Below are 18,867 nucleotides of genomic sequence, written 5' to 3'. Positions count from 1 at the left end.
ACGCCTACCCAGACTGGCTCCACACCTACAATCACCACCGCGGCCACACCGCACTCGCCGGCAAACCACCCGCCAGCCGCGTCCCCAACCTCCCAGGTCAATACACCTAGGTACAGGAAGGGGTCCTTCACGTACCCTCAGCCGCTCAACCGCCGCGTGAGTGGTGACCTAGGTGCCCAAAGAACCCTTCCCTGGCACATCGGTGCCATCGGCACACGAGTGCCGGAAGTCCGGGTCCCGCGCCGCCCACCGCGGCCTTCTCCCGTCTTTAGTCGCTATCAACCGCCGTATCCGCTTGCCTAGCATGGGAAAACCGGTATCGGATCCGGCCGGGCGATCCCTGGCGAATCCGCCGTGGCCGTGAACGGGTGACCCGTCGATTTCCCTGATTCCCCTGCATTGGAAGGCACCCATGCGTATCCGAGGTCTTCTCACCGCACTGCTCTGCGCGGCCGGGCTCACGACGGTCGCGCCCGCCGCCGTCGCGGCCCCCATCATCGACGGCGAATACGCCCAGTCCGGCCCGTGGGCGGCCATGATCGAGCAGAACGGCGAGCAGTGGTGCTCCGGTTCGATCATCAGCGCCCGCTGGGTGCTCACCGCCCAGCACTGCATCGACGAACCCGGCGCCGAATACTCCGTCCGGGTGGGCGACGTCGACCACCAGGCCGGCACGTACGCGGTGGTGGCCGACATCTACACGCCGTCCAGCGGCGCCGACATCGCACTGTTGAAACTGGACCGTTCCGTGACCACGACGTACGCGTCCCTCGGCACCTCCGTCGCGGTCGGCGACACCGAATACGTTTATGGCTGGGGCTACAACGAAGACGGCGATCTGCAGCGTTACCTCAAGGTCGCCCGGATGACGGTGACCAGTGTCGGGAATGGACTGATCAAGGCCCGCCGGGGCAACGGGCTGACCAACGGCGGCGACTCGGGCGGGCCGGTCTTCGTCGGCGGCAAGCAGGTCGGCGTGCACATCGCGGGCAACAAGGTGGACAGCTCGACGCACACCAGCATCTCGGCGAACCGCACCTGGATCCGGAACACGTCGGGCGTCTAGGAAGTGGCATCGGGGACCCCGGACGGGCTCGGCCCGCAGCTGGGCAGGCTGGGCCTCGGCGAAACCGCCGCCCGGATCTACCGGCGGATGCTCGAAAGCGCGCCCGTCACCGCCGTGGAGCTGGCCTGGCGGGAGGACGACGCGGAGAACGTCGAGCTGGCGCTGAAGGAACTGGCCGACGCCGGTCTCGCCGTGTCGTCCGGTGTGGACGGAGACGAGTACGTCCCGGCTAACCCCAGCGAGGCACTCACCGCGCTGACCACGCGAAGGCAGGCCGAACTGCACGACGCGCGGCTCGCGGTCCAGACCGCGTACCGCGCGTTCAGGCGGGCGCACGCGGGGATGCCGAACGCGCAGGACCTGCTCGAAGTGGTCACCGGCGACGCCATCATCCCCCGGCTGCAGCATCTCGCGACCACGGTGCGGCATCAGGTGCGCCGCCTCGATTCCCCGCCCTACTTCACCGGCGGCCGCCGGAATCTCCTAGAGGAGGAGCAACTGCGGCGCGGGATCGGCTACCGTTGTGTCTACAGTGGAGCGTCGTTCGGCGATCCCGGCTATCTGGCCGCGAACATCCTGCCGTGCCTGCGAGCCGGTGAGCAGGCCCGCCTGCTACCCGAACTCCCGGTCAAACTGACGCTGTTCGACGACCGTGCGGCCACCATCGCGCTGACCATCCGTGAGGCCGATCGCAACCAGTCCATCGTCATCGTGCGTCCCTGCAGCCTTTTCTCCGCGCTGGAGGGACTGTTCGAGACGTCCTGGGCGGCCGCGCTCCCGATCGACCGGCGTGGCCGGACGTCCGGGCAACCGATCCGGCCGGTCGAGCGGGAGCTGCTGATCCTGCTCGCCGCCGGGCGCAAGGACGACGAGATCGCCGCCGAACTCGGTGTCAGCAGACGCACCCTGTTCCGCTATCTCGAAACCCTGATGGACCGCGCCAGCGTCTCCAGCCGGTTCCAGCTGGGGGTCTTCGCCACGCACAACAACTGGCTCTGAAACCCCCGTATTTCGTCCTCTGAATGCGGGTATCACTCACCCGGCCGGGGTCACCCGGATGGACCTTCCCCGCTGCGCCGGGCGCGCCGGGAGCGGATGGTGATCTTGGAAGGAGGGCGGAATCATGGGGAATCACCGACACCACACCGGCACGGCGTCGCTCCGGATCGCCACCGCCGGCCTGCGGGTGTTCGCGGTCGTCGTCGCGATCGCGGCCTGCGCCTGGCTCGCGCTCTGGCTCGCGTTCACCCTCTGAGACCCGCCGGTCCCGGCCGGGATTCCGGCGGGCTCTCGGGTTCCGGCAGCGGGCGGTCCGGCCCCGGAGCGGGGACCCGTTCGGGTACCCCGGGGTCCGGGACCGGTTCCGGCTTGCCCGGATCAGGCACCGGTTCGGGAATACCCGGGTCCGGCGGCATGGGGTCCGGCGGCGCCGGAGGGGCGGTCGTTCGAGGATTCGTCATCGCACATACCTCCTGATCACGCCACTACCCGATGCGCCACCGGCCGAAACGGTCCGTTAGCCCGTATGGGTGGCGATCCAGTCCGCGATGACGTCCGCGCGGGAGGTCGTCTCGATCCCGGCGTGCGGGCAAGCCGGCCCGGTGGCCTCCAGCGAGACCAACGCGCCACCCGTGCCCTCGGCGACGAAGTACGGCGCCCCCGAGTCGTACGTGCAGGCACTGGTCGTGATCGACGGCGCGGCGCCGCGGACGCCGATCGTCGTCGGTGCCACCGTCGCCACCTGCACGGTGCCTTGCTGCATCCGGGTGGCCGGAGCGGGATTCGTGGCGGTCAGGCTCCCCCAGCCCGCCAAGGTCAGCTGCTGGCCGACCTTCGGGAGCACTCGGCTCACCTTCAGCGGGGACACCGTCGTCACCGGGGTGTCCAGCTTGATGAGGGCGACGTCGTTTTCCTTCGCCTGCAGCACTTCGGTCGCCTTGCGGGCCACACCCGATTCGACCGCCTCGTCGACCAGGCCCAACGTCACCATCGTCGGATACGGCATCTTGCCCGCGACCCGCTTGCGGTGCGCGTCGTGGAAGCAGTGCCCCGTGGTGACGACCCAGCTCGGCGCGATCAGCGCGCCCGTGCAGTAGCTGCCGTAGGTCGAACCGTCGGGGCGTGGGATCTTCGTCATCGCGATCTTCGCGACGAACCCGAACCGCCCCGGTGGGACATCGGTGCCGTGGGCGACGTCCGGCGCGGCGAGCGCCGCCGGAGCGGTGGTGATGGTCAGGACAGCAGCGGCCAGCAGGGCGCGCAGACGCAATTTCTTACCCTTCGTCGATGAGGTGATCCGAGGCTAGGACCCCCTGCCCGACAAGGGGAATTCCCCGACCAGGTGTCACCCGATGGCACGTCTGCCGTTGACCGGTCCCGCGCGGCGGGCGAGCCAGTGGCGATAGGGGAGGCTGGTTTCGGTGTCGGAGCGGTAAGCCGCCTCCGCCGCCGCGATCAAGGCGTCGGTGTCGCCGCCGAAGGCACCGTCCGCGTTCCACGCGATCAGATAACGCATCCACAGCGGATCCCCCGCGAGAGGCCGGATCGCGATCCCGGGTGACGAGGGAAAGGTGACCTGGCACGGGGAAATCGCCCGGCCCGCCGCGATCAGGCGTTGCAGCGGGCGCAATTCCGTGCTCCGGTGCGCGACCTGCGGCCGGAATCCCGCACGGGCACAGGCTTCTTCGAAGCACTCCGGCCATCCGGCGCCATCGGACGGTCCGAGCACCCACCGTTCCCCGGCGAGCTCGGCGAGGTCGATCTCGGTGCGGCGGGCCGCGGGATGGTCCGCGGCGATCGCCACGAACACCGGTTGCGTGGCCAGCGGCCGCGACGTCACACCCGGCGCCGACGGCAGGAGATGGCCCGGATAGTCGGCGACGACCGCGGCGTCGAGTTGCCCGCCGGCCACGAGATCCAGCAGCCGCAACGGCGAGAACTCGGTGGTCACCGAAACCGCTTGTCCCCGGCCGGAATCCCCGAGCCGGTCCGCCAGTTCGACGACCATGGACCCGCCGATCCCACCCAGCGCGACAGGACGTTTCTCGCCCTCCGCCAGGAAACGCGCCGCGTCCCGGTGCATCGTGTCCGCCGCGGCGAGGACGGCACGGGCGCGGACGAGGACGCATTCGCCGAACGCCGTCGGGAAGACACCGTCGCGCCCCCGGACGAACAACGTTCCCCCGAACGCGCGCTCGATCCGTTGCACGGCGGCGGTCAGCGCGGGCTGGGTGCTCCCGATCCCGATCGCCGCACGCGTGATGCTGCCCGCGTCGGCGACGGCGCACACCACTCGCAGATGACGTAACTCGACGTCCATCACGCGGACCTTATGGCCACTTGGGATGTGCCGGAAGCCGTCGAAAGTCGGGATCGTTTTTCGTACTCCCCTCTCTCCCCTCCCCGCAAGGAGTACGCATGCGACGCGCCTGCCTCATGGTCGCGCTGACCGCCGTCCTCGTCGCCGGGCTCGTTCCCGCGACGGCGTCGGCGGCTCCCCGATTCACGACGTCGATGGAGGCCTTCGAGCCCGGAGGAACCATCACCAGGGTGGACGTCACCCGGCCCGCTTCGGACCGGGCGGCCGCGCCGCAGCAGATCGCGGCCGCCGCCGCGGTGACCCCGATCGAGACCAACGGCCCCAGCGAGACCACCTTCGACCTGGTCTTCGTCGGTGACGGCTACACCTCCACGCAGCTGGGCACGTACTCACAGCACGTCCGGTCCAGTATCGCGGCGCTGTTCGCCATCGAGCCGTACAAGAGCTACCGCAAGCAGTTCAACCTCTGGCAGGTCGACGTCGTCTCACCCCAGTCGGGTATCACGAACGACCCGACCCAGGGCATCCGGCGCACCACCGCGCTGGGCTCGTACTTCTGGTGCGGCGGCATCGAACGGCTGTTGTGCGTCAACGAAACCAAGGCGAACCAGTACGCCGCGGCCGCGCCGGACGTCGATCAGGTCATCATGCTGGCGAACACCACGAAGTACGGCGGCGCGGGCGGCGGGGTCGCGACCTCTTCCGGCGGCAACATCCAGGCCAGCCAGATCGTCGCCCACGAACTCGGGCACTCCATCGGCGGGCTGGCCGACGAGTACGACTACGGCACCTGTGACACCCGGGAACCCCGGGAGCCCAACGCTTCCGCGCTCACGGCCCAGCAGATGAGGGACCGCCAGGCCAAGTGGTACAAGTGGCTCGGCAAGCCCTCCCCCGACGGTGGCACGGTCGGCGTCTTCGAGGGTTCCCGCTACTGCAAGACCGGGATGTACCGCCCCAGCGTGAACTCGCTCATGCGCACCCTCGGCCAGCCGTTCAACCCGCCGAGCACCGAAGCGATGATCGCGGGTTTCCACCGCGAAGCCGCCCATCGGCATTGATCCCTCGTCATGGCCTCCGGACCGGGCCGCCGGCGTGACCGGCGAGCCCGGTCGCCATGTCGCGCATGAAGCGGCGCAGGTACCAGCGGAAGATCCACGCGCTCCCCTTGCCCACGCGATACGTTCCGTGCCAACGGATCCGCGTTCCCCCACCGGGCGTTTCACACAGATCGACCGAGGCCTGGTAGTCCAGCATCACCGGAACGTCCACGCCCTCGTAGGCGAACCGGCGCTCCGGGTCGAGGGCGGTGATCCGCTCCTTGGTGACCGTCTTGCCGGTACGGAAGGCGCGAACCGCGCCGACCTCGTCCCGGCCGTCGGCCGAAAGTCCTTGTGACGCGGCCACTTCCAGGGAGCCGACCCGTGACCAGACCGGCCAGCTGCGGGCGTCCAGCAACAGGGCCCACACCGCGGCGGGCGGTGCCGACGATTCGGCGGTGACGTCGTACGACTGCGTTCCACTCACAAGGCTCACCCTAGGAACGGCCGGGCGGGTCCACCATGCGCCGGATTGCGGCGCGGTGATCAGGAATTGCGGTACTCGGAGGGCCGCGATCCGGTGTGCTTCAGGAAAGCGGCCGACAGGGCGCCGGGAGTGGCGAACCCACACCGTCCCGCGATGGCGGCGATCGGGAGATCGGTGCTCCGCAACAACCTTCGCGCCTCCTCGATCCGGAGCCTGCCGAGGAACCGGTGTGGTGTCTCGCCGGTCTTCTCCTTGAAGACCCGGATGAAGTGGTAGACGCTCAGATGTACCTCGCCGGCGATTTCGGCGACGCTGAGCGGATCGGCCAAGCGGTCACGCATCATCGCGACGGCCGCGCGGACCCGGTCGTCCTCCCGGCCCGCGCTCGGCGGGCCCGGCTTCCGCGCGTGGCGGGTGAGCAGGTGCACGGTGAGGAAGGCGGCCGCGGATTCGGCGTAGAGGTCGTCGTCCTCCCTCGCGTTCCCGACCGCCCGGACCAGCTCGTCGAGCAGCGGATCTCCCCCGGCCACGGACGCCGCCATCGCCTCGTGGTCCACCGCGCGGCCGCCCAGCCGCGCGGCGACCGATTCCACCGTGGTGCCCGGGATGTGCACCTGCAGGCTGCGCATCGCTTCGTCCCCGCGGTAGCGGCGCCGCAGCGGCCTGCCGGGGACAGCGAGTTCGAGCCGTCCCCATTCGTGCCGGTTCCACCGGCCTTCGCCGCGGCTCTCCATCACCGCCCGCCCCGAAAGCGGCAGGACCAGATGCAGATCCGCGACGGCGGGCAGCCGCAGGTCCTCCGCGACGGGAACGTGCTCGAACCGCTGGACGAGCAGCGACTCCCAGCCGGAATCCTCCCAGCTGCAATAGGTCCGCCGGACATAACGGGCCATGTCGAAACCGATGTAGGGCCGAAGGTCGAATCGCGCGGAATCGAACACCACGGCTTCGACCCTAACCGAGCAACTCCTTCACCCGCGGGACGACCTGCTCGCCGTAGAGCCGGATGGAGTTCAGGCGCTGCTCGTGCGGAAGCGCGCCGACGCTGTACTTGAGCTGGAACCGCGAGAGGCCCAGTGTCCGCACCGCCCAGGCGATCTTCTGCGCGACGGTCTCGGGAGAACCGACGAACAGCGCGCCGCGCGGGCCTGCCATGACGTCGTAGTCGGCCCGGGACATCGGCCCCCAGCCCCGCTCGGCGCCGATCTTGGCGAAGGCGGCCTGGTGGTGCGAGAAGTGCTGGGAGACGGCCAGTTCGTCGGTCTCGGCGATGTGGCCGGGGCTGTGCATCGAGATCGGGAGCTCCTGGTGGCCCGCCTCCTTCAGCGCGCGCCGGTACAGGTCGGCGAGCGGGGTGAACCGCTCCGGCGACCCGCCGATCACCGCCATCACCAGCGGCAGGCCATACGCCGCCGCGCGGACGACCGACTGCGGGGTGCCGCCGACGCCGACCCACGCGGGCAGGCTGCCCGATTCGGTGACCGGGAAGGCCTGCGCGCCTTCGAGGGCCGGGCGGACGGTCCCGGACCAGTCGACCGGCTTCTCCTCCTGCAGATGGGTGAACAGGTCGAGCTTCTCGGCGAACAGTGCTTCGTAGTCCTCGAGCGAATACCCGAACAGCGGGAACGACTCGGTGAACGAGCCACGGCCGAGCGTGACCTCCGCGCGTCCCCGGGAAACCGCGTCCAGCGTGGCGAACCGCTCGTACACGCGCACCGGGTCGTCCGAGCTGAGCACCGTGACCGCCGTGCCCAGCCGGATCCGTTCGGTCCGGCCCGCGATCGCGGCCAGCACGACGTCCGGCGAGGACACCGCCATCTCCGCGCGGTGGTGTTCGCCGACGCCGAAGTAGTCCACGCCCACCTGGTCGGCGAGGACACCCTCGGCCACGACCTCGCGGATGGCTTCGGCCTGGCTCACCGGCTGGCCGTTCGCGTCGTTGCCGACGTCGCCGAACGTGTCCAGGCCGAAGGTCGGCGCCTGCGGGGTGCCCAGGATCTCGTAACCCATGTCCAACTCCTCAAGTAGTTGAACGCTCAAACGTCGGGTGCGGTGATCGTATTCCGCGGGCTCAGCCGCCGGCGATGTCGCGCGCCAGCCGGCGCGCGTCGTCCATGGTGAACTTGCCGGTGATCTGGGTTTCCCCGCCGGTGATGGCCGACTGGATCGACGGCGCGGTCAGCACCCGGCTCTTCAGCACCATCGCGACCTGCTTGCCGACGTTCGCCGCGGTCCAGTCGGCCCATGTCCGCGCGCCCGCGTCAGTGAAGCTGAGCCCGATGAGCGGACCCCCGGATTGCGTGTCGAGGCGAGCGTTCGCCCGGCTGAGGTCGGCTCCGGTGAGGAACGCCGGGCCGAGCAGGTATTTCGTGCCCTGCACACGGTCGCAGGTGACCAGCGGGAGCGCCGGGTCGTCGCGGCCGTCCAGCGGATCCTGCCCCTCCGAACAGTCCAGCGCCGCCGCGGCGGCCTGCTGTGCGGCGGGATCCGTGCTCTGGCGGTCGGTCGCCGCGCCCGTCGCCGGGCCGGGCGGGAGTTCCGCCAGGACCGGGCGGAATCGCAGCCGCGACCCGTCCTTGATCGCGAAACTGTCGCCTTCGGGTTCGGCTTGACCGGAAACCCCGCCCTGGCAACCGGTGACACCGAGCAGGACGAGGGCGATCGCTACGAGGATGTTCCGCACCGGGACATTCTGTCGTGTTCGGCGTCAGCGCGTGGGTGAATCGCCTCGACGCCGCACGGTCCGCTCGAGAATTCCGAGCGTGGCCTTGAGCGAGGACTCGGGAACCACCGGGAAGGTGATGCGGTTCTTCCACTCCTCGCTCACCTCCGACCAGTCGTAGTACGAGGTGACGAGGGTGCCGCCCTCGGCGGGCTCCAGCCGGTAGCCGTAGATGTGCCGGGCATGCGGCCGGATCCGGCCCTCCACGGTCCAGGCGATCTCCTCGCCAGGAACGAGCGTGGTGATGACGACCTCGACGTCGTACTTGCCCAAAGGCACGTCCCCGAGCGCTTCCCGGTCCATGTGGACCACGAACCGGTCGCCCGCCCGCTCGACCGGATCGCCCTCCGCGTCGATGAGCATTCCCGACGCGTCGATGTCGACATGTCCCTGCGGATCGCTCAAGACCGCGAAGATCGCGCCCGCGGAGGCGGGGACGAGCCGGGAGACCTCGATGCGTTCGGGGCCGGGGGTTTCCGCCGTGGCGATCAGGACCGCACGACCGAGAACGTGCGAGGCCATGGTGAAGCCGAGAAAGGCGGGCGTGCAGTCCGCCGGGACGCCGAGCGACTCGACGTCGAGGGCGTGCACCACGACGAAGTAGCGGTGCACGCCGTGCCCGGCGGGCGGCGCGGCGCCGAGGAAGCGGGCGAGACGGGCGTCGTTGGGTACCTGGATGGCGCCTTCGGGAAGCCCGGAGCCGGCGTCGTCACCGGCGCCTTCGGGCAGTTCCGTGACGGCGGCGGGGATGTCGGCGACCGCCCAGTGCCAGAAACCGGAACCGGTCGGCGCGTCGGGGTCGTAGACGTGACGCTCCCGGCCGTGATCACCTCGCCGAACACCGCCTGCTGGAGGAGACGGCGCTCGCGCGCGACGCCGACGCGGCGGCCGAGGCGCTGACCCGGCATCTCACCCTGACCGCCGCCGCGTTGACCGAGTAGCCGTCGGTCCGGTCGGAAAATCACCCAGACCGACCTAGCCCAGGTCATCGCATCGGGTGTTTGCTTGCTCACAGAACGTCGTTGATCGACGATTTGGGGGCCGCCGATGTCCTTCCGATGGGTATTCCGACTCATTCCGGTGACGCTGCTCGTGACCGCGGTGGCGGTGGCCGTCCCCGCACCGGCGAGCGCGGCTCCCGCACCTCCCCTGGCCCAGGTATGGCCGACGCCCCAGCAGGTGACGCCACGAGCGGGGCAGGTGACCATCCCGCGCACCGTCGTCGAAGTCGTCGGAGCGGCCACCGATCCGTCCGCGCTCGCCGTCGTGGACCAGGTTCTCCGGGCGGCGGGCGCGAGCACGATCGTCAAGGTCACCGACAACGATCAAGCCGCCGTCGACCGGGAACGCGGAAACGGCGGCCTCGTCGTCTTCGTCGGCGGACCCACCGAAAGCAGGGCGACCGCACTGGCCCTCGCCGCGCTCCGCCTCAAAGGCCCGGAAGGTCTGGCCCCCGGCGGATACGTCCTCGCGGCCGACCGCGGCGTTATCGCACTGTCCGGCGTGGGCACTTCGGGGACGTTCTACGCGGCGCAGTCGTTCCGGCAGCTGTTCGCTTCCGGCACGAGCGGCGCGTTCGGCATCCGTGATTGGCCCGCGGCCCCGCTGCGCGGTGTGATCGAGGGCTTCTACGGCGCGCCATGGTCGCACGCCGACCGGCTGGCGCAGCTGGACTTCTACGGCCGCACCAAACAGAACATGTACGTCTACTCGCCCAAGGACGACCCGTTCCTGCGTGCCCGCTGGCGCGACCAGTACCCGCCGGAACAGCTCGCCCTGCTCTCGCAGCTGGTGAGCCGTGCCGACGCGAACCACGTCGAGTTCACCTACGCCCTCTCCCCCGGCCTTTCCGTGTGCTACTCGTCCGACGCCGACAAGACCGCACTGGTCACGAAGTTCCAGTCGCTGTGGGACATCGGGGTCCGGTCGTTCGCGATCCCGCTCGACGACATCTCCTACACCCGCTGGAACTGCGACGCCGACGCCGCGAAGTTCGGCACCGGTGGCGCGGCCGCGGGCGCGGCACAGTCGTTCCTGCTCAACCGCGTTCAGCAGGACTTCATCGCGACGCACCCCGGTGTCGAGCGGCTGCAGACCGTCCCGACCGAGTACTACGACCTCGCCGACTCGCCGTACAAGACCGCGCTGCGCACCCAGCTCGACAAGGCGGTGATCGTCGAGTGGACCGGCGTCGGCGTGATCGCCGGGCAGATCACCGAAAAGCAGGCCCGGCAGGCGAAAGAGGTCTTCGGGCACGACATCCTGATCTGGGACAACTACCCGGTCAACGACTACATCACCGAACGTCTGCTGCTCGGCCCGTACATCGGCCGCGAGCCCGGCGTCGCGAAGTACCTCTCCGGGATCACCGCGAACCCGATGGTGCAGGCCGAGGCGTCCAAGATCGCCGAGTTCACCTCCGGCGACTTCCTGTGGAACCCGGACCGGTACGACCCCGACAAGTCGTGGCTCGCCGCCATCGCCGACCTCGGCGGACCGGCCGCCCCCGCGCTGAAGGTGTTCGCGGAGAACAACTATTCGAGTCTGCTCGTCCGCCTCGAAACCGGGAAACCCGATCTGGATTCACCGGTGCTTCGGCCGCTGCTGGCCGCCTTCTGGACCGCGCTGGAGAAAAAGGATCCGTGGGACGCAGCCGCGAAACTGGATCGCTACCTGACCTCGATGGCCTCCGACCCCGAAGATCTGCGGCGCGGCATGGCGTCGAATCCGAAGTTCCTCGCGGAGGTCGGACCGTGGCTCGACCAGGTCGGGCTCTACGGTCAGGCCGGCAGGCACGCGGTGCGGATGCTGCTAGCCCAGGTCGACGGCGACGGCGCGAAGGCCTGGGCGGAACGCGGCGAGCTCGTCTCCGCGCTCAAGCAGGCGCAGGCGATCCGTGTCCCGACCTCGCGGGGCCCGCGCAACCCGAGCACCTGCACGGGAGTCTGCGTGCCGTTCCTCGACAGCGCGCTGGCCACGGCCGACCGCTGGTTCGGCCTGCCCGGGATCCGGCCGCGGCCGACGACGTCGCTCGGCACCTACACCGACAACGTCCCCGCCCGGATGGTCGACGGCGACCCCGAGACCTACTACTGGAGCGACTGGGCACCCCGGATCGGCGCCACCATCGGGGTCGACCTCGGCTCCGCGCAGCGGGTGTCCCATGTGGACATCCTGATGGGGAAGCCGACCAGCCCGGACGACTACGTCCACGCCGGCGTCCTCGAATATTCCGCCGACGGCACCCAGTGGACGACCGTGAAGACGGTCACCGAGCCGGTGATCTCGGCCGATCTCCCCGAGGGCGCCGAGGCGCGGTTCGTCCGCATCCGCACGACCGGCACGCAGACCTTCTGGGTCGTGGTCCGCGAATTCACCGTGTCCACACCGGACAGTCCGAAGTACACCGTCACCGGCACCCCGGCGGGGTCGAACCTGGCCGCGGCGGCGGACAACAACGCCGATTCGCTGTACGCGGCGGCGTCGGCGCCGATAGAGGGCGACGCGCTCGTCGTCACCGCCGTCGCGCCGAAACCGCTGAGCAAGGTCGTCGTCCTGGCGGCGGACGCCGGTGCGGGCGCCGACGTCCAGGTCGTGGACTCGGCGGGCGGATGGCGGACGATCGGCCGGATGTCGGGCGGCTACACGGAACTGCCTGCCGACGGCGTCACGACCGACAAGGTCCGGCTCCTCTGGTCGCCGGGAGGCGCGGCACCGAAGATCGCGGAGGTGGTCCCGGTCAGTCCACCGCGACCGTGATCGCGGCCGTGTGCACCCGCCCTCCGTGGGAGAACTCGAGGAACAGCCGGTACTCCCCGCGTTCCGAGAACAAGGAATGGAAGGTCAGCTCGCCGCCGGCCAGCGCCACGCCGAGCGGCTGAACCGGATGCAGGTGCGTGGCCGACAGCAGCATGCTGTGGAATCCGGTCATATGGCCGTTGGCACCGAGATGCGGGTCGACCGCGGTGAGGAGCGCGCCGTCCGGGCCGCGGAGGGCGAACCGGAGGACCTGCGCCCGCATCGACGGGATCCGGGCCGCCCCGTCCACCCGCGTCACCCGGTATCCCGTGGCCGTCACGGTGTCGCCCGCCGGAGCGGGCACCGGCACGAAAGTGGTGTCACCGGGCACGGTGAACGGGACACCGAGTACCACCGGATGCTTCGGATCCTTCGTGTCGAGCGGCACGAACTCGGCGAACATCCGGTAGGCGCCGCCGTCGGTCAGCGCGAGGTTCGTGTGCCAGGTGTCCCCGTCGAGCCTCGGATGCACGTGCTGGAAGACGTTCATGTCGTCGCGCACGGCGAAGAAGTGCATCTGTTTGGTCTGGTTGTCCAGGAACCGGGTCACCGGCCGCCCGTCGGGCCCGAGGATCCGGAACGCGACCGGTACCTCGGGACCCCTGACGGCGGGAGTGGTGACCCGCTCGAACCGGTAGCCGCTTTCCGCCTCCGACAGCCCGTCGCTGTGGGCGGCTTGAAGCAGATCCGCCGCCACCACAGGTTGTTGCCGGTGAGCCGAATGCGCGGAGCCCGGTGCCGGCCGGAGGGCCACGAAGACCGCGGCCGTGCCGATCACCAAGGCCAGCGCCAGGAACAACCAATCCGTGAGCCGGGGTTTGCGCACGCCCTGCCCCCGGTCACTTGCCGCCGAGGTTCGGCTTCACCACGACCAGGCCCTGCTCGATACCGTTGACGATGACGATGCCGCTGGAGAAGTACGGGTAGTTGCTCCACGCCCCGTTGAAGTTCGCCGCGTTGCCCGCCGGGTAGATGTCGAAGTAGCCGACCTCGGACAACTTCGCCGAAGCGACCCCGCTGACGTCCAGGATGCGCAGACCGGCCTGGTAGTTCGCCTGGTAGGAGTACTGACCCTTGATGTACTGGTTGTGGTCGATCGCGGTGGCGGGCGAACTGTAGACGCCGGTGTGCACGGGAGCGGACAGCTTGGCCAGATCCCAGACGTAGGTCTTGGTGCGCTTGTCGGTGCCGCGCGACTCGTCCAGTTCGTCGTCGAGCAGGAAGTAGCGCTGATCGCCGGTCAGCCAGCCCTGGTGTGAGTACTGCGCGCCCGAGTAGCCCTTGCGCGAGATCTGGACCGGCCTGGCCTTGTCGGTGACGTCGACGATGGTCAGCGTGTCCTCGTTGGCGTTGAAGCAGATTTCCTTGCCGCTGTACGCCGTGTCCGGCCCGCGGTAGACGACGCACTGCGTGTCGTGGGTGTACCCGTCCTGCGAAACGCAGCCCGCCTTGGCCGGGGCCTTCGGGTTCTGGATGTTGACGATATGCGGCCCGCCGCTGCACGTGTTGGAGCCGATCGCGTACGCGAAACCGGTCTCCTCGTTGATCGCGATGTTGTGCGCGGGACCGAATTCCTTGTACAGCGCGTCGGCGGTGAAGGTCTGCGGTGTCGTGACGGTGCGCAGCCTGGTCAGGTCGAACACCTGCATCCCGTGCCCGGTGATGAAGTCGGCCACGATGAACGCGTGGTTCTTGTACACCTTCATGTCCCGCCAAGAACTGCTGCCGCCGTTGGAAGGCAGATTGCCGAGGAACTTCGGCGAGGTCGGGACGCTCAGGTCGACGAACGCGGTGCCGTTGGTCCGCCCGACGATGGCGTATTCCTTGCCGGACGAAGGATCGGTCCAGCCCCAGATGTCGTTGCCGTTGCCGCCGCCGAGACCGGAGAGGGGCAGCACGCTGAGCAGGTCGACGTTCTTGCACGGGTATTTGTCGGCCTTGCCGTTGACGCACGGGACCCCCGCCGCGGTGCCCGTGACGGCGTGCCGCTCGGCCGGGACGTGGTCGGCCATGAAGGTGCGGGCCGCCGCCTGTCCCTCCGCTGTCTCCGGATCGTGCGCGGACGCCGCGGTCATCGACAACACCAACGCGGAGGCCGTCAGCACGGCCAACCCCATCATCCGCACGAGTTTCATCCGAGGCTCCTCACCGGGTCGCGGTCGGCCTCCGACGATATGGGCACCCACTCCCGGTGTATCCCGTCGAACGTATGGGGCTTTTAACCGTTTATGAGCGGACTGGGGGCGCTTGGCGGATCGACGGTGGCCTCGGCCTTTCGTCTGGGGTGGGGGCCAGGTCTTGAGGATGTCCGGTCGATCATGACTGGTCCGTTGGCGATGGACTGTGTGGATCTTGGGGCGTTGGATGACCCGAAATCCACACAGTCGTGCGTGATCGGTCCGGTCGCGGTCGTCCGTTAGGGAGGGCTCGGGGCCCGCTTGGACGTTCGGCCTCGTGTTCGGGTGCCGGGCCTGGCAGTGCTTCGGTCGTCGATGAATCTTGGGGAGGAGCAGGCCCTCAGTCGCGGATACGGAGGGCTTTGTCGCCGAGTGGCGGGTCCTGGGGATCTTCGGTCGGGCGAGCGCGATGGACTGTGTGGGTTTGGGACGTCAGATGTCCCAAACCCACACGGGCATGACGAAGGGCCCGTCGCCGGCGTGGCCGACGGGCTCCTCGGGGTTCAGACGTAGTGCAGGGTGTTGCGCCTAGGTTGTCGGAGCGGGTCCCGGTATTGGGGTGGGATGAACTCCGGTAACCCATCAACGGCCATCCGGACTTCCCAGTCACCGTGGTGAATCAACCGATGATGGAAGCCGCAGAGCAACACGAGATTCCGGAGATCCGTGGGTCCGCCGTCTGCCCAGTGCTCAATATGATGAGCGTGGCAATTCTTCGGTTTCCGATGACAGCCCGGGAAGGCACAGCCCCCGTCGCGGAGGTTCAACGCACGTCGCTGGCCGGGAGTGACGAACCGTCTCAGCCGTCCCATATCCAGCGGTTCACCCGAGGAACCCATCACGACCGGCAACATCAGACAGTCGCAGGCCGCGAGCCGCGCTTCCCGCGCCGTCATCGTCCCGACAAAGTCGAGACACGCGGTGCCGAGGCCGGACTTCAGTTCGTCGAGTCCGATGGTGACGTGCACGAGCGTGCGGTAGCCGCTGGTGCCCGGTTGGTCCGGGCAGGCGATCGCCAGATCGAGCAGCTCGGCCCAGGCATCTCCCATGCGCTCGCACTTCATCCGCAGATCCGCCTGCCCGAACTCGTCCACCGGGCGTGGCTGGGCATGCGCCTCCAACGCGGCGGCGGTCCGGGCCCCGGTCTCGTCATCCAGCAGACTGGTCAGCTTCCAGAACCCGTCCTTACGCCGCTCCAGGGTGATCTCGCGGCGTGGTTCCTTCGGCTCGGGATCCTTGGGTTCCTTGCCGTCAGGGTTGAGCAAGCCCTGCAGGTTCGCCTCGGCCTTGGCGAGCTGCCGGGGTCCGGCACTCGGGGCAAGGTCGGCGAGGATCTGCTCCGCACCCGCCCGATCCTCGGCCGAAATGTCGGCCGGAAGGTTTTTCAAGATCTCCAGGATCTGATCAATCCGCTCATCCCCGACCAACCCCAGAGCGGCGACCGCAGCAGTCGCGGGAGCGACCGGCGGAACCTCGGTGCCATCCAAAGCCCGGGTGGGGTTCAGCGCGATCGCACGCTTCACGATCGGACCCGCCTCACCCCGCGACAGACCCGCGATCTCGGCGAGCCAGCTCGCCGCGCTGCCATGCCCGTACAAGTCTTTGGCGCCCCGAGACTCGATCTCCGCCAGGAACCGGCCTAGACAGGCGGTCGCGATCCGAATCACCTGCAACGACTGCTGCACGCCATGGGCAAGCTCCAGCTTGCCGGCGCGCCACAGCTCCTGCGGCAACTCGGGGAGGAAGGTCTCGGGCACCTCATAAGAATACCAGAATTCGAACACATGTACGAATGTGAAGGAGTTTCGAAAGAGGATTCAAGAGTTGAGTCACCACCGGATTCCCGGCAGGCCACTGGTGTTCTCGGCGTCACCACCGACCACTCGAACTCCAAGAACAAACCGAAACTCCAGTAAGCGCTTTCTGCTAACATCGGCCCCACTCACCGGAACTCAGGGAATCTCCCCGATGCGCCGACCACGAACCGAAGCGAGAGTGAACCGACACAAAGGAGAACAGCACGCAGTGACATCACCCGCAGCACAGCTCGAATCAGCCCTCACCACGACCATCGAAGAGAAAACCGCACGAGGCTCGACCGACCGACTGCCACCCACCCAAGGCTGGCATCCCGGCGCCAGGATCGGCGCCACGGCCGAGCTCGGTGCGCTCCTCGCCTACAACGACGACGGATCCGCCGGCATCTGCAACCTCGAGAACGGCCGCGGCACGTGGCTGAACCTGCAACCCCAAGACCAACCCCAAGACCAAAAACAAGACCAAGACCAACGCCCGTACTCGGTCTGGCGCTGGATGGCCGCCTACAACGGCCGGCCCGCCTGCCTGATGGGACGCCTCGTCCCCGGAGCGGCCAGACTGGAACTGCGAGCCAGCGACGGCACAGTAGCCGAAGCCGACGTCGTGGACGGCACCTTCGCCGCCGAAATAGCCGTGGACATGGTCAGCCTCCGCCACGCGCGGGAAAGGCTGGAAGCCCATGAAGCCGCTTCCGCGGAAGGCCGCGCGGAGTTCGAGCGGCTGATGGCCGACTCGCGGTCGGAAATGACGAAGCTCAAGGTCCGGGTCTACGACAGCGCCGGAACCCTTCTCTACGACGGCGCGGCGATCAACGCCACCGACTAGCGGCAAGCCGTTCGATGGGCTCCACGTCCAGGAGCCCATCGAACGGACCTACGAGACCAGCCGCCGAAGCAACGACCCCGCGCCCTCGGCGAGACCATCGGCGAGATGGTGCAGCAGCGCCTGCTGGAACAGGCCGTCGAAAGCCGCGTAAGCGACCTGCTGCGTCACGACGGGCGAAGCGTCGGCGAGTTCGGCATAGCGCTCCACGACCCGCCAGATCATCGCCTGCCGTTGAGTGTCGATCTCGAGCACGTCGGCGCGGAACGCGGCCTCGAACAGGCTCTGGTTCCGCAGGTCGTACCACAGCCGGTGCATCACGGCGTCGGCCCGCAGCGTGCCCGCCATCGCCTCGCCGAATCCCCGCACCAGTTCCTCGGCCGAACGCGCCATGGCCACGACCTCGTCGTAGCGGGTCACGCACACTTCCTCGAACTTGCGGACCGCGTAGGTCAGCAGTTCCACCTTGTCGGTGAAGTAGTAGTGCAGCACCCCGTGCGAGAAGTTCGACTTCTGCGCGATCTCCCGCAGGCTCGTCCTCGCGTACCCCAGCTCGGACAGCGCCTGCAGCGCGGACTCCGCCAGTTCCGCCCGTCGCTGGGCGAACTTGTCCACGCTCCGGCGTGCGATCCGCTCGCTCGTCTCGGTCACCACGAGTTCCTGTCCGGTCCGGGAGCCCGCGCCTGCCGCGGGGTCCCACAGTCTAGCTTCGCGGATCTCTTGACGACTGTCCAAGAAAATCTTGACGACTGTCCAAAACTGGCTCAGGATGTGACCCACACCGCAACCGCGGACCGTCTCAAGGAGGAGAAGTCCATGGGTTCGTACGACCTTTCGGGCCGAAAAGCCCTGGTCACGGGTGGCGCGCAGGGCCTGGGCGCCGGAATGGCCGAAGCGCTGGCACAGGCGGGCGCCTCGGTGGTCATCGGCGACGTCCAGGAGGATCTCGGGCGCGCCACCGCCGACAAGCTCGACGCGGGCTTCGTCCGGCTCGACGTCACCGACGAACAGAGCTGGGAGCAGGCGGTCGACGCGGTCATCGGCCAACTCGGCGGGCTGGACATCGTGGTGAACAACGCCGGCGTCGAGATCACCGGGCTCGTCGCCGACCTCGACCCCGCCGACGTGCGCAAGATGCTCGACGTCAACGTGCTGGGCACGGCCCTCGGCGTGAAGCACGCCTTCCGCGCGATGCGGCCCGGCGGTCCCGCGGGCGCCGGTGGCGCCGTCGTGAACATCGCCTCGGTCGCCGCGACCATCGCCTTCCCCGGCATCGCCGGCTATTCGGCGACGAAATCGGCGGTCGACCGGCTCACCAGGGTCGCCGCGATGGAGGCCGGGAAACTCGGCTACGGCGTGCGCGTCAACTGCGTCTACCCCGGCCTCGTCCCCACCCAGATGGGTAATCAGCTCGCGCAGGACGTCGTCGAGGTCGGCCTGTTCCCCAGCGTCGAGGACGCCATCGGCGCGGTCGTCGCGCAAACCCCCGCCGGGCGGCTCGGCGAAGTCGCGGACATGGCCGACGCCGTCGTGTTCCTCGCCTCCGACGCCGCCCGCTTCATCACCGGCGCCGGGCTCCCGGTCGACGGCGGAATGGGCATGTGACCAGCACGAACCC

At 68.8% G+C, this 18,867-nt stretch carries 19 protein-coding genes and 1 pseudogene; 8 read left to right on the top strand and 12 right to left on the bottom strand.

Annotated features, from left to right (window positions below; translation table 11 throughout):
• From ACSMFO_RS38870 to ACSMFO_RS38855, 4 genes and pseudogenes are all read left to right on the top strand, one after another.
• Nucleotides 1-110 (top strand): annotated as a pseudogene (locus ACSMFO_RS38870) (IS481 family transposase); the annotation flags it as partial.
• A gap of 302 nt (nucleotides 111-412) precedes the next feature.
• Nucleotides 413-1,066, top strand: a complete 654-nt coding sequence (locus ACSMFO_RS38865) for a S1 family peptidase (protein ID WP_037336626.1) — start codon at nucleotides 413-415, stop codon at nucleotides 1,064-1,066.
• A 3-nt stretch (nucleotides 1,067-1,069) separates the two neighbouring features.
• A complete protein-coding gene (locus ACSMFO_RS38860) occupies nucleotides 1,070-2,065 on the top strand; it encodes a LuxR C-terminal-related transcriptional regulator (RefSeq protein ID WP_436462387.1) in 996 nt (331 codons plus the stop codon).
• A 124-nt stretch (nucleotides 2,066-2,189) separates the two neighbouring features.
• A complete protein-coding gene (locus tag ACSMFO_RS38855) occupies nucleotides 2,190-2,321 on the top strand; it encodes a hypothetical protein (RefSeq protein WP_255355316.1) in 132 nt (43 codons plus the stop codon).
• Here the strand turns inward: ACSMFO_RS38855 and ACSMFO_RS38850 are convergent.
• From ACSMFO_RS38850 to ACSMFO_RS38840, 3 genes are all read right to left on the bottom strand, one after another.
• Nucleotides 2,311-2,526, bottom strand: coding sequence for a hypothetical protein (locus ACSMFO_RS38850; protein ID WP_436462386.1), 216 nt, complete (start codon nucleotides 2,524-2,526; stop codon nucleotides 2,311-2,313). The genes ACSMFO_RS38855 and ACSMFO_RS38850 overlap by 11 nt on opposite strands.
• A 56-nt stretch (nucleotides 2,527-2,582) precedes the next feature.
• Nucleotides 2,583-3,335, bottom strand: coding sequence for a S1 family peptidase (locus ACSMFO_RS38845; RefSeq protein ID WP_436462385.1), 753 nt, complete (start codon nucleotides 3,333-3,335; stop codon nucleotides 2,583-2,585).
• A gap of 75 nt (nucleotides 3,336-3,410) precedes the next feature.
• Nucleotides 3,411-4,385, bottom strand: coding sequence for a LysR family transcriptional regulator (locus ACSMFO_RS38840; protein ID WP_436462384.1), 975 nt, complete (start codon nucleotides 4,383-4,385; stop codon nucleotides 3,411-3,413).
• 98 nt (nucleotides 4,386-4,483) lie between these two features.
• Between ACSMFO_RS38840 and ACSMFO_RS38835 the strand changes: the two genes are divergently transcribed.
• The gene (locus ACSMFO_RS38835; protein ID WP_436462383.1) at nucleotides 4,484-5,446 is read left to right on the top strand and encodes a M64 family metallopeptidase; all 963 of its coding nucleotides are present in this window, start codon (nucleotides 4,484-4,486) and stop codon (nucleotides 5,444-5,446) included.
• Nucleotides 5,447-5,453: 7 nt separating this feature from the next.
• Here the strand turns inward: ACSMFO_RS38835 and ACSMFO_RS38830 are convergent, their stop codons facing one another.
• From ACSMFO_RS38830 to ACSMFO_RS38810, 5 genes are all read right to left on the bottom strand, one after another.
• Complete coding sequence (locus ACSMFO_RS38830; RefSeq protein WP_038514860.1) at nucleotides 5,454-5,912, bottom strand: SRPBCC family protein; 459 nt, start codon at nucleotides 5,910-5,912, stop codon at nucleotides 5,454-5,456.
• Nucleotides 5,913-5,971: 59 nt separating this feature from the next.
• Nucleotides 5,972-6,856, bottom strand: coding sequence for a helix-turn-helix domain-containing protein (locus ACSMFO_RS38825; protein ID WP_436462382.1), 885 nt, complete (start codon nucleotides 6,854-6,856; stop codon nucleotides 5,972-5,974).
• A gap of 10 nt (nucleotides 6,857-6,866) precedes the next feature.
• On the bottom strand, nucleotides 6,867-7,922 hold the full coding sequence (locus tag ACSMFO_RS38820; protein WP_073842385.1) for an LLM class flavin-dependent oxidoreductase: 1,056 nt from the start codon (nucleotides 7,920-7,922) through the stop codon (nucleotides 6,867-6,869).
• A gap of 61 nt (nucleotides 7,923-7,983) precedes the next feature.
• A complete protein-coding gene (locus ACSMFO_RS38815) occupies nucleotides 7,984-8,595 on the bottom strand; it encodes a SecDF P1 head subdomain-containing protein (protein ID WP_436462381.1) in 612 nt (203 codons plus the stop codon).
• Between the two features lie 24 nt (nucleotides 8,596-8,619).
• Nucleotides 8,620-9,384 carry a YbhB/YbcL family Raf kinase inhibitor-like protein gene (locus ACSMFO_RS38810; RefSeq protein WP_436462389.1) on the bottom strand — a complete coding sequence of 255 codons (765 nt, stop codon included), beginning with the start codon at nucleotides 9,382-9,384 and terminating at the stop codon, nucleotides 8,620-8,622.
• A gap of 330 nt (nucleotides 9,385-9,714) precedes the next feature.
• Between ACSMFO_RS38810 and ACSMFO_RS38805 the strand changes: the two genes are divergently transcribed.
• The gene (locus ACSMFO_RS38805) at nucleotides 9,715-12,393 is read left to right on the top strand and encodes a beta-N-acetylglucosaminidase domain-containing protein (RefSeq protein ID WP_436462380.1); all 2,679 of its coding nucleotides are present in this window, start codon (nucleotides 9,715-9,717) and stop codon (nucleotides 12,391-12,393) included.
• Here ACSMFO_RS38805 and ACSMFO_RS38800 read toward each other — a convergent pair.
• The 3 genes from ACSMFO_RS38800 to ACSMFO_RS38790 all read right to left on the bottom strand — a co-directional run bounded on the left by ACSMFO_RS38800 (nucleotide 12,374) and on the right by ACSMFO_RS38790 (nucleotide 16,366).
• Entirely contained in the window at nucleotides 12,374-13,258 is an 885-nt protein-coding gene (locus ACSMFO_RS38800; protein ID WP_436462379.1) for a hypothetical protein, read from the bottom strand. The genes ACSMFO_RS38805 and ACSMFO_RS38800 overlap by 20 nt on opposite strands.
• 13 nt (nucleotides 13,259-13,271) lie before the next feature.
• Nucleotides 13,272-14,567: a choice-of-anchor B family protein gene (locus ACSMFO_RS38795; RefSeq protein WP_073842379.1), complete on the bottom strand. Its 1,296-nt coding sequence runs from the start codon at nucleotides 14,565-14,567 to the stop codon at nucleotides 13,272-13,274.
• Between the two features lie 545 nt (nucleotides 14,568-15,112).
• A complete protein-coding gene (locus ACSMFO_RS38790) occupies nucleotides 15,113-16,366 on the bottom strand; it encodes a DUF222 domain-containing protein (protein ID WP_436462378.1) in 1,254 nt (417 codons plus the stop codon).
• Nucleotides 16,367-16,634: 268 nt separating this feature from the next.
• On the opposite strand from ACSMFO_RS38790, the gene ACSMFO_RS38785 reads away from it, so the two are divergent.
• Nucleotides 16,635-17,252, top strand: a complete 618-nt coding sequence (locus tag ACSMFO_RS38785) for a hypothetical protein (protein ID WP_436462377.1) — start codon at nucleotides 16,635-16,637, stop codon at nucleotides 17,250-17,252.
• Between the two features lie 48 nt (nucleotides 17,253-17,300).
• Here the strand turns inward: ACSMFO_RS38785 and ACSMFO_RS38780 are convergent, their stop codons facing one another.
• Nucleotides 17,301-17,900 carry a TetR/AcrR family transcriptional regulator gene (locus tag ACSMFO_RS38780; protein ID WP_436462376.1) on the bottom strand — a complete coding sequence of 200 codons (600 nt, stop codon included), beginning with the start codon at nucleotides 17,898-17,900 and terminating at the stop codon, nucleotides 17,301-17,303.
• A gap of 165 nt (nucleotides 17,901-18,065) precedes the next feature.
• On the opposite strand from ACSMFO_RS38780, the gene ACSMFO_RS38775 reads away from it, so the two are divergent.
• On the top strand, nucleotides 18,066-18,854 hold the full coding sequence (locus ACSMFO_RS38775) for an SDR family NAD(P)-dependent oxidoreductase (RefSeq protein WP_436462375.1): 789 nt from the start codon (nucleotides 18,066-18,068) through the stop codon (nucleotides 18,852-18,854).
• Nucleotides 18,855-18,867: the final 13 nt, after the last annotated feature.

The sequence above is a fragment of the Amycolatopsis sp. w19 genome (assembly GCF_051373225.1).
Taxonomy (GTDB): Bacteria; Actinomycetota; Actinomycetes; order Mycobacteriales; family Pseudonocardiaceae; genus Amycolatopsis; species Amycolatopsis japonica.
Note: the sequence above shows the minus strand (reverse complement) of the source record. Positions and strands in the feature narration are given on the sequence as shown.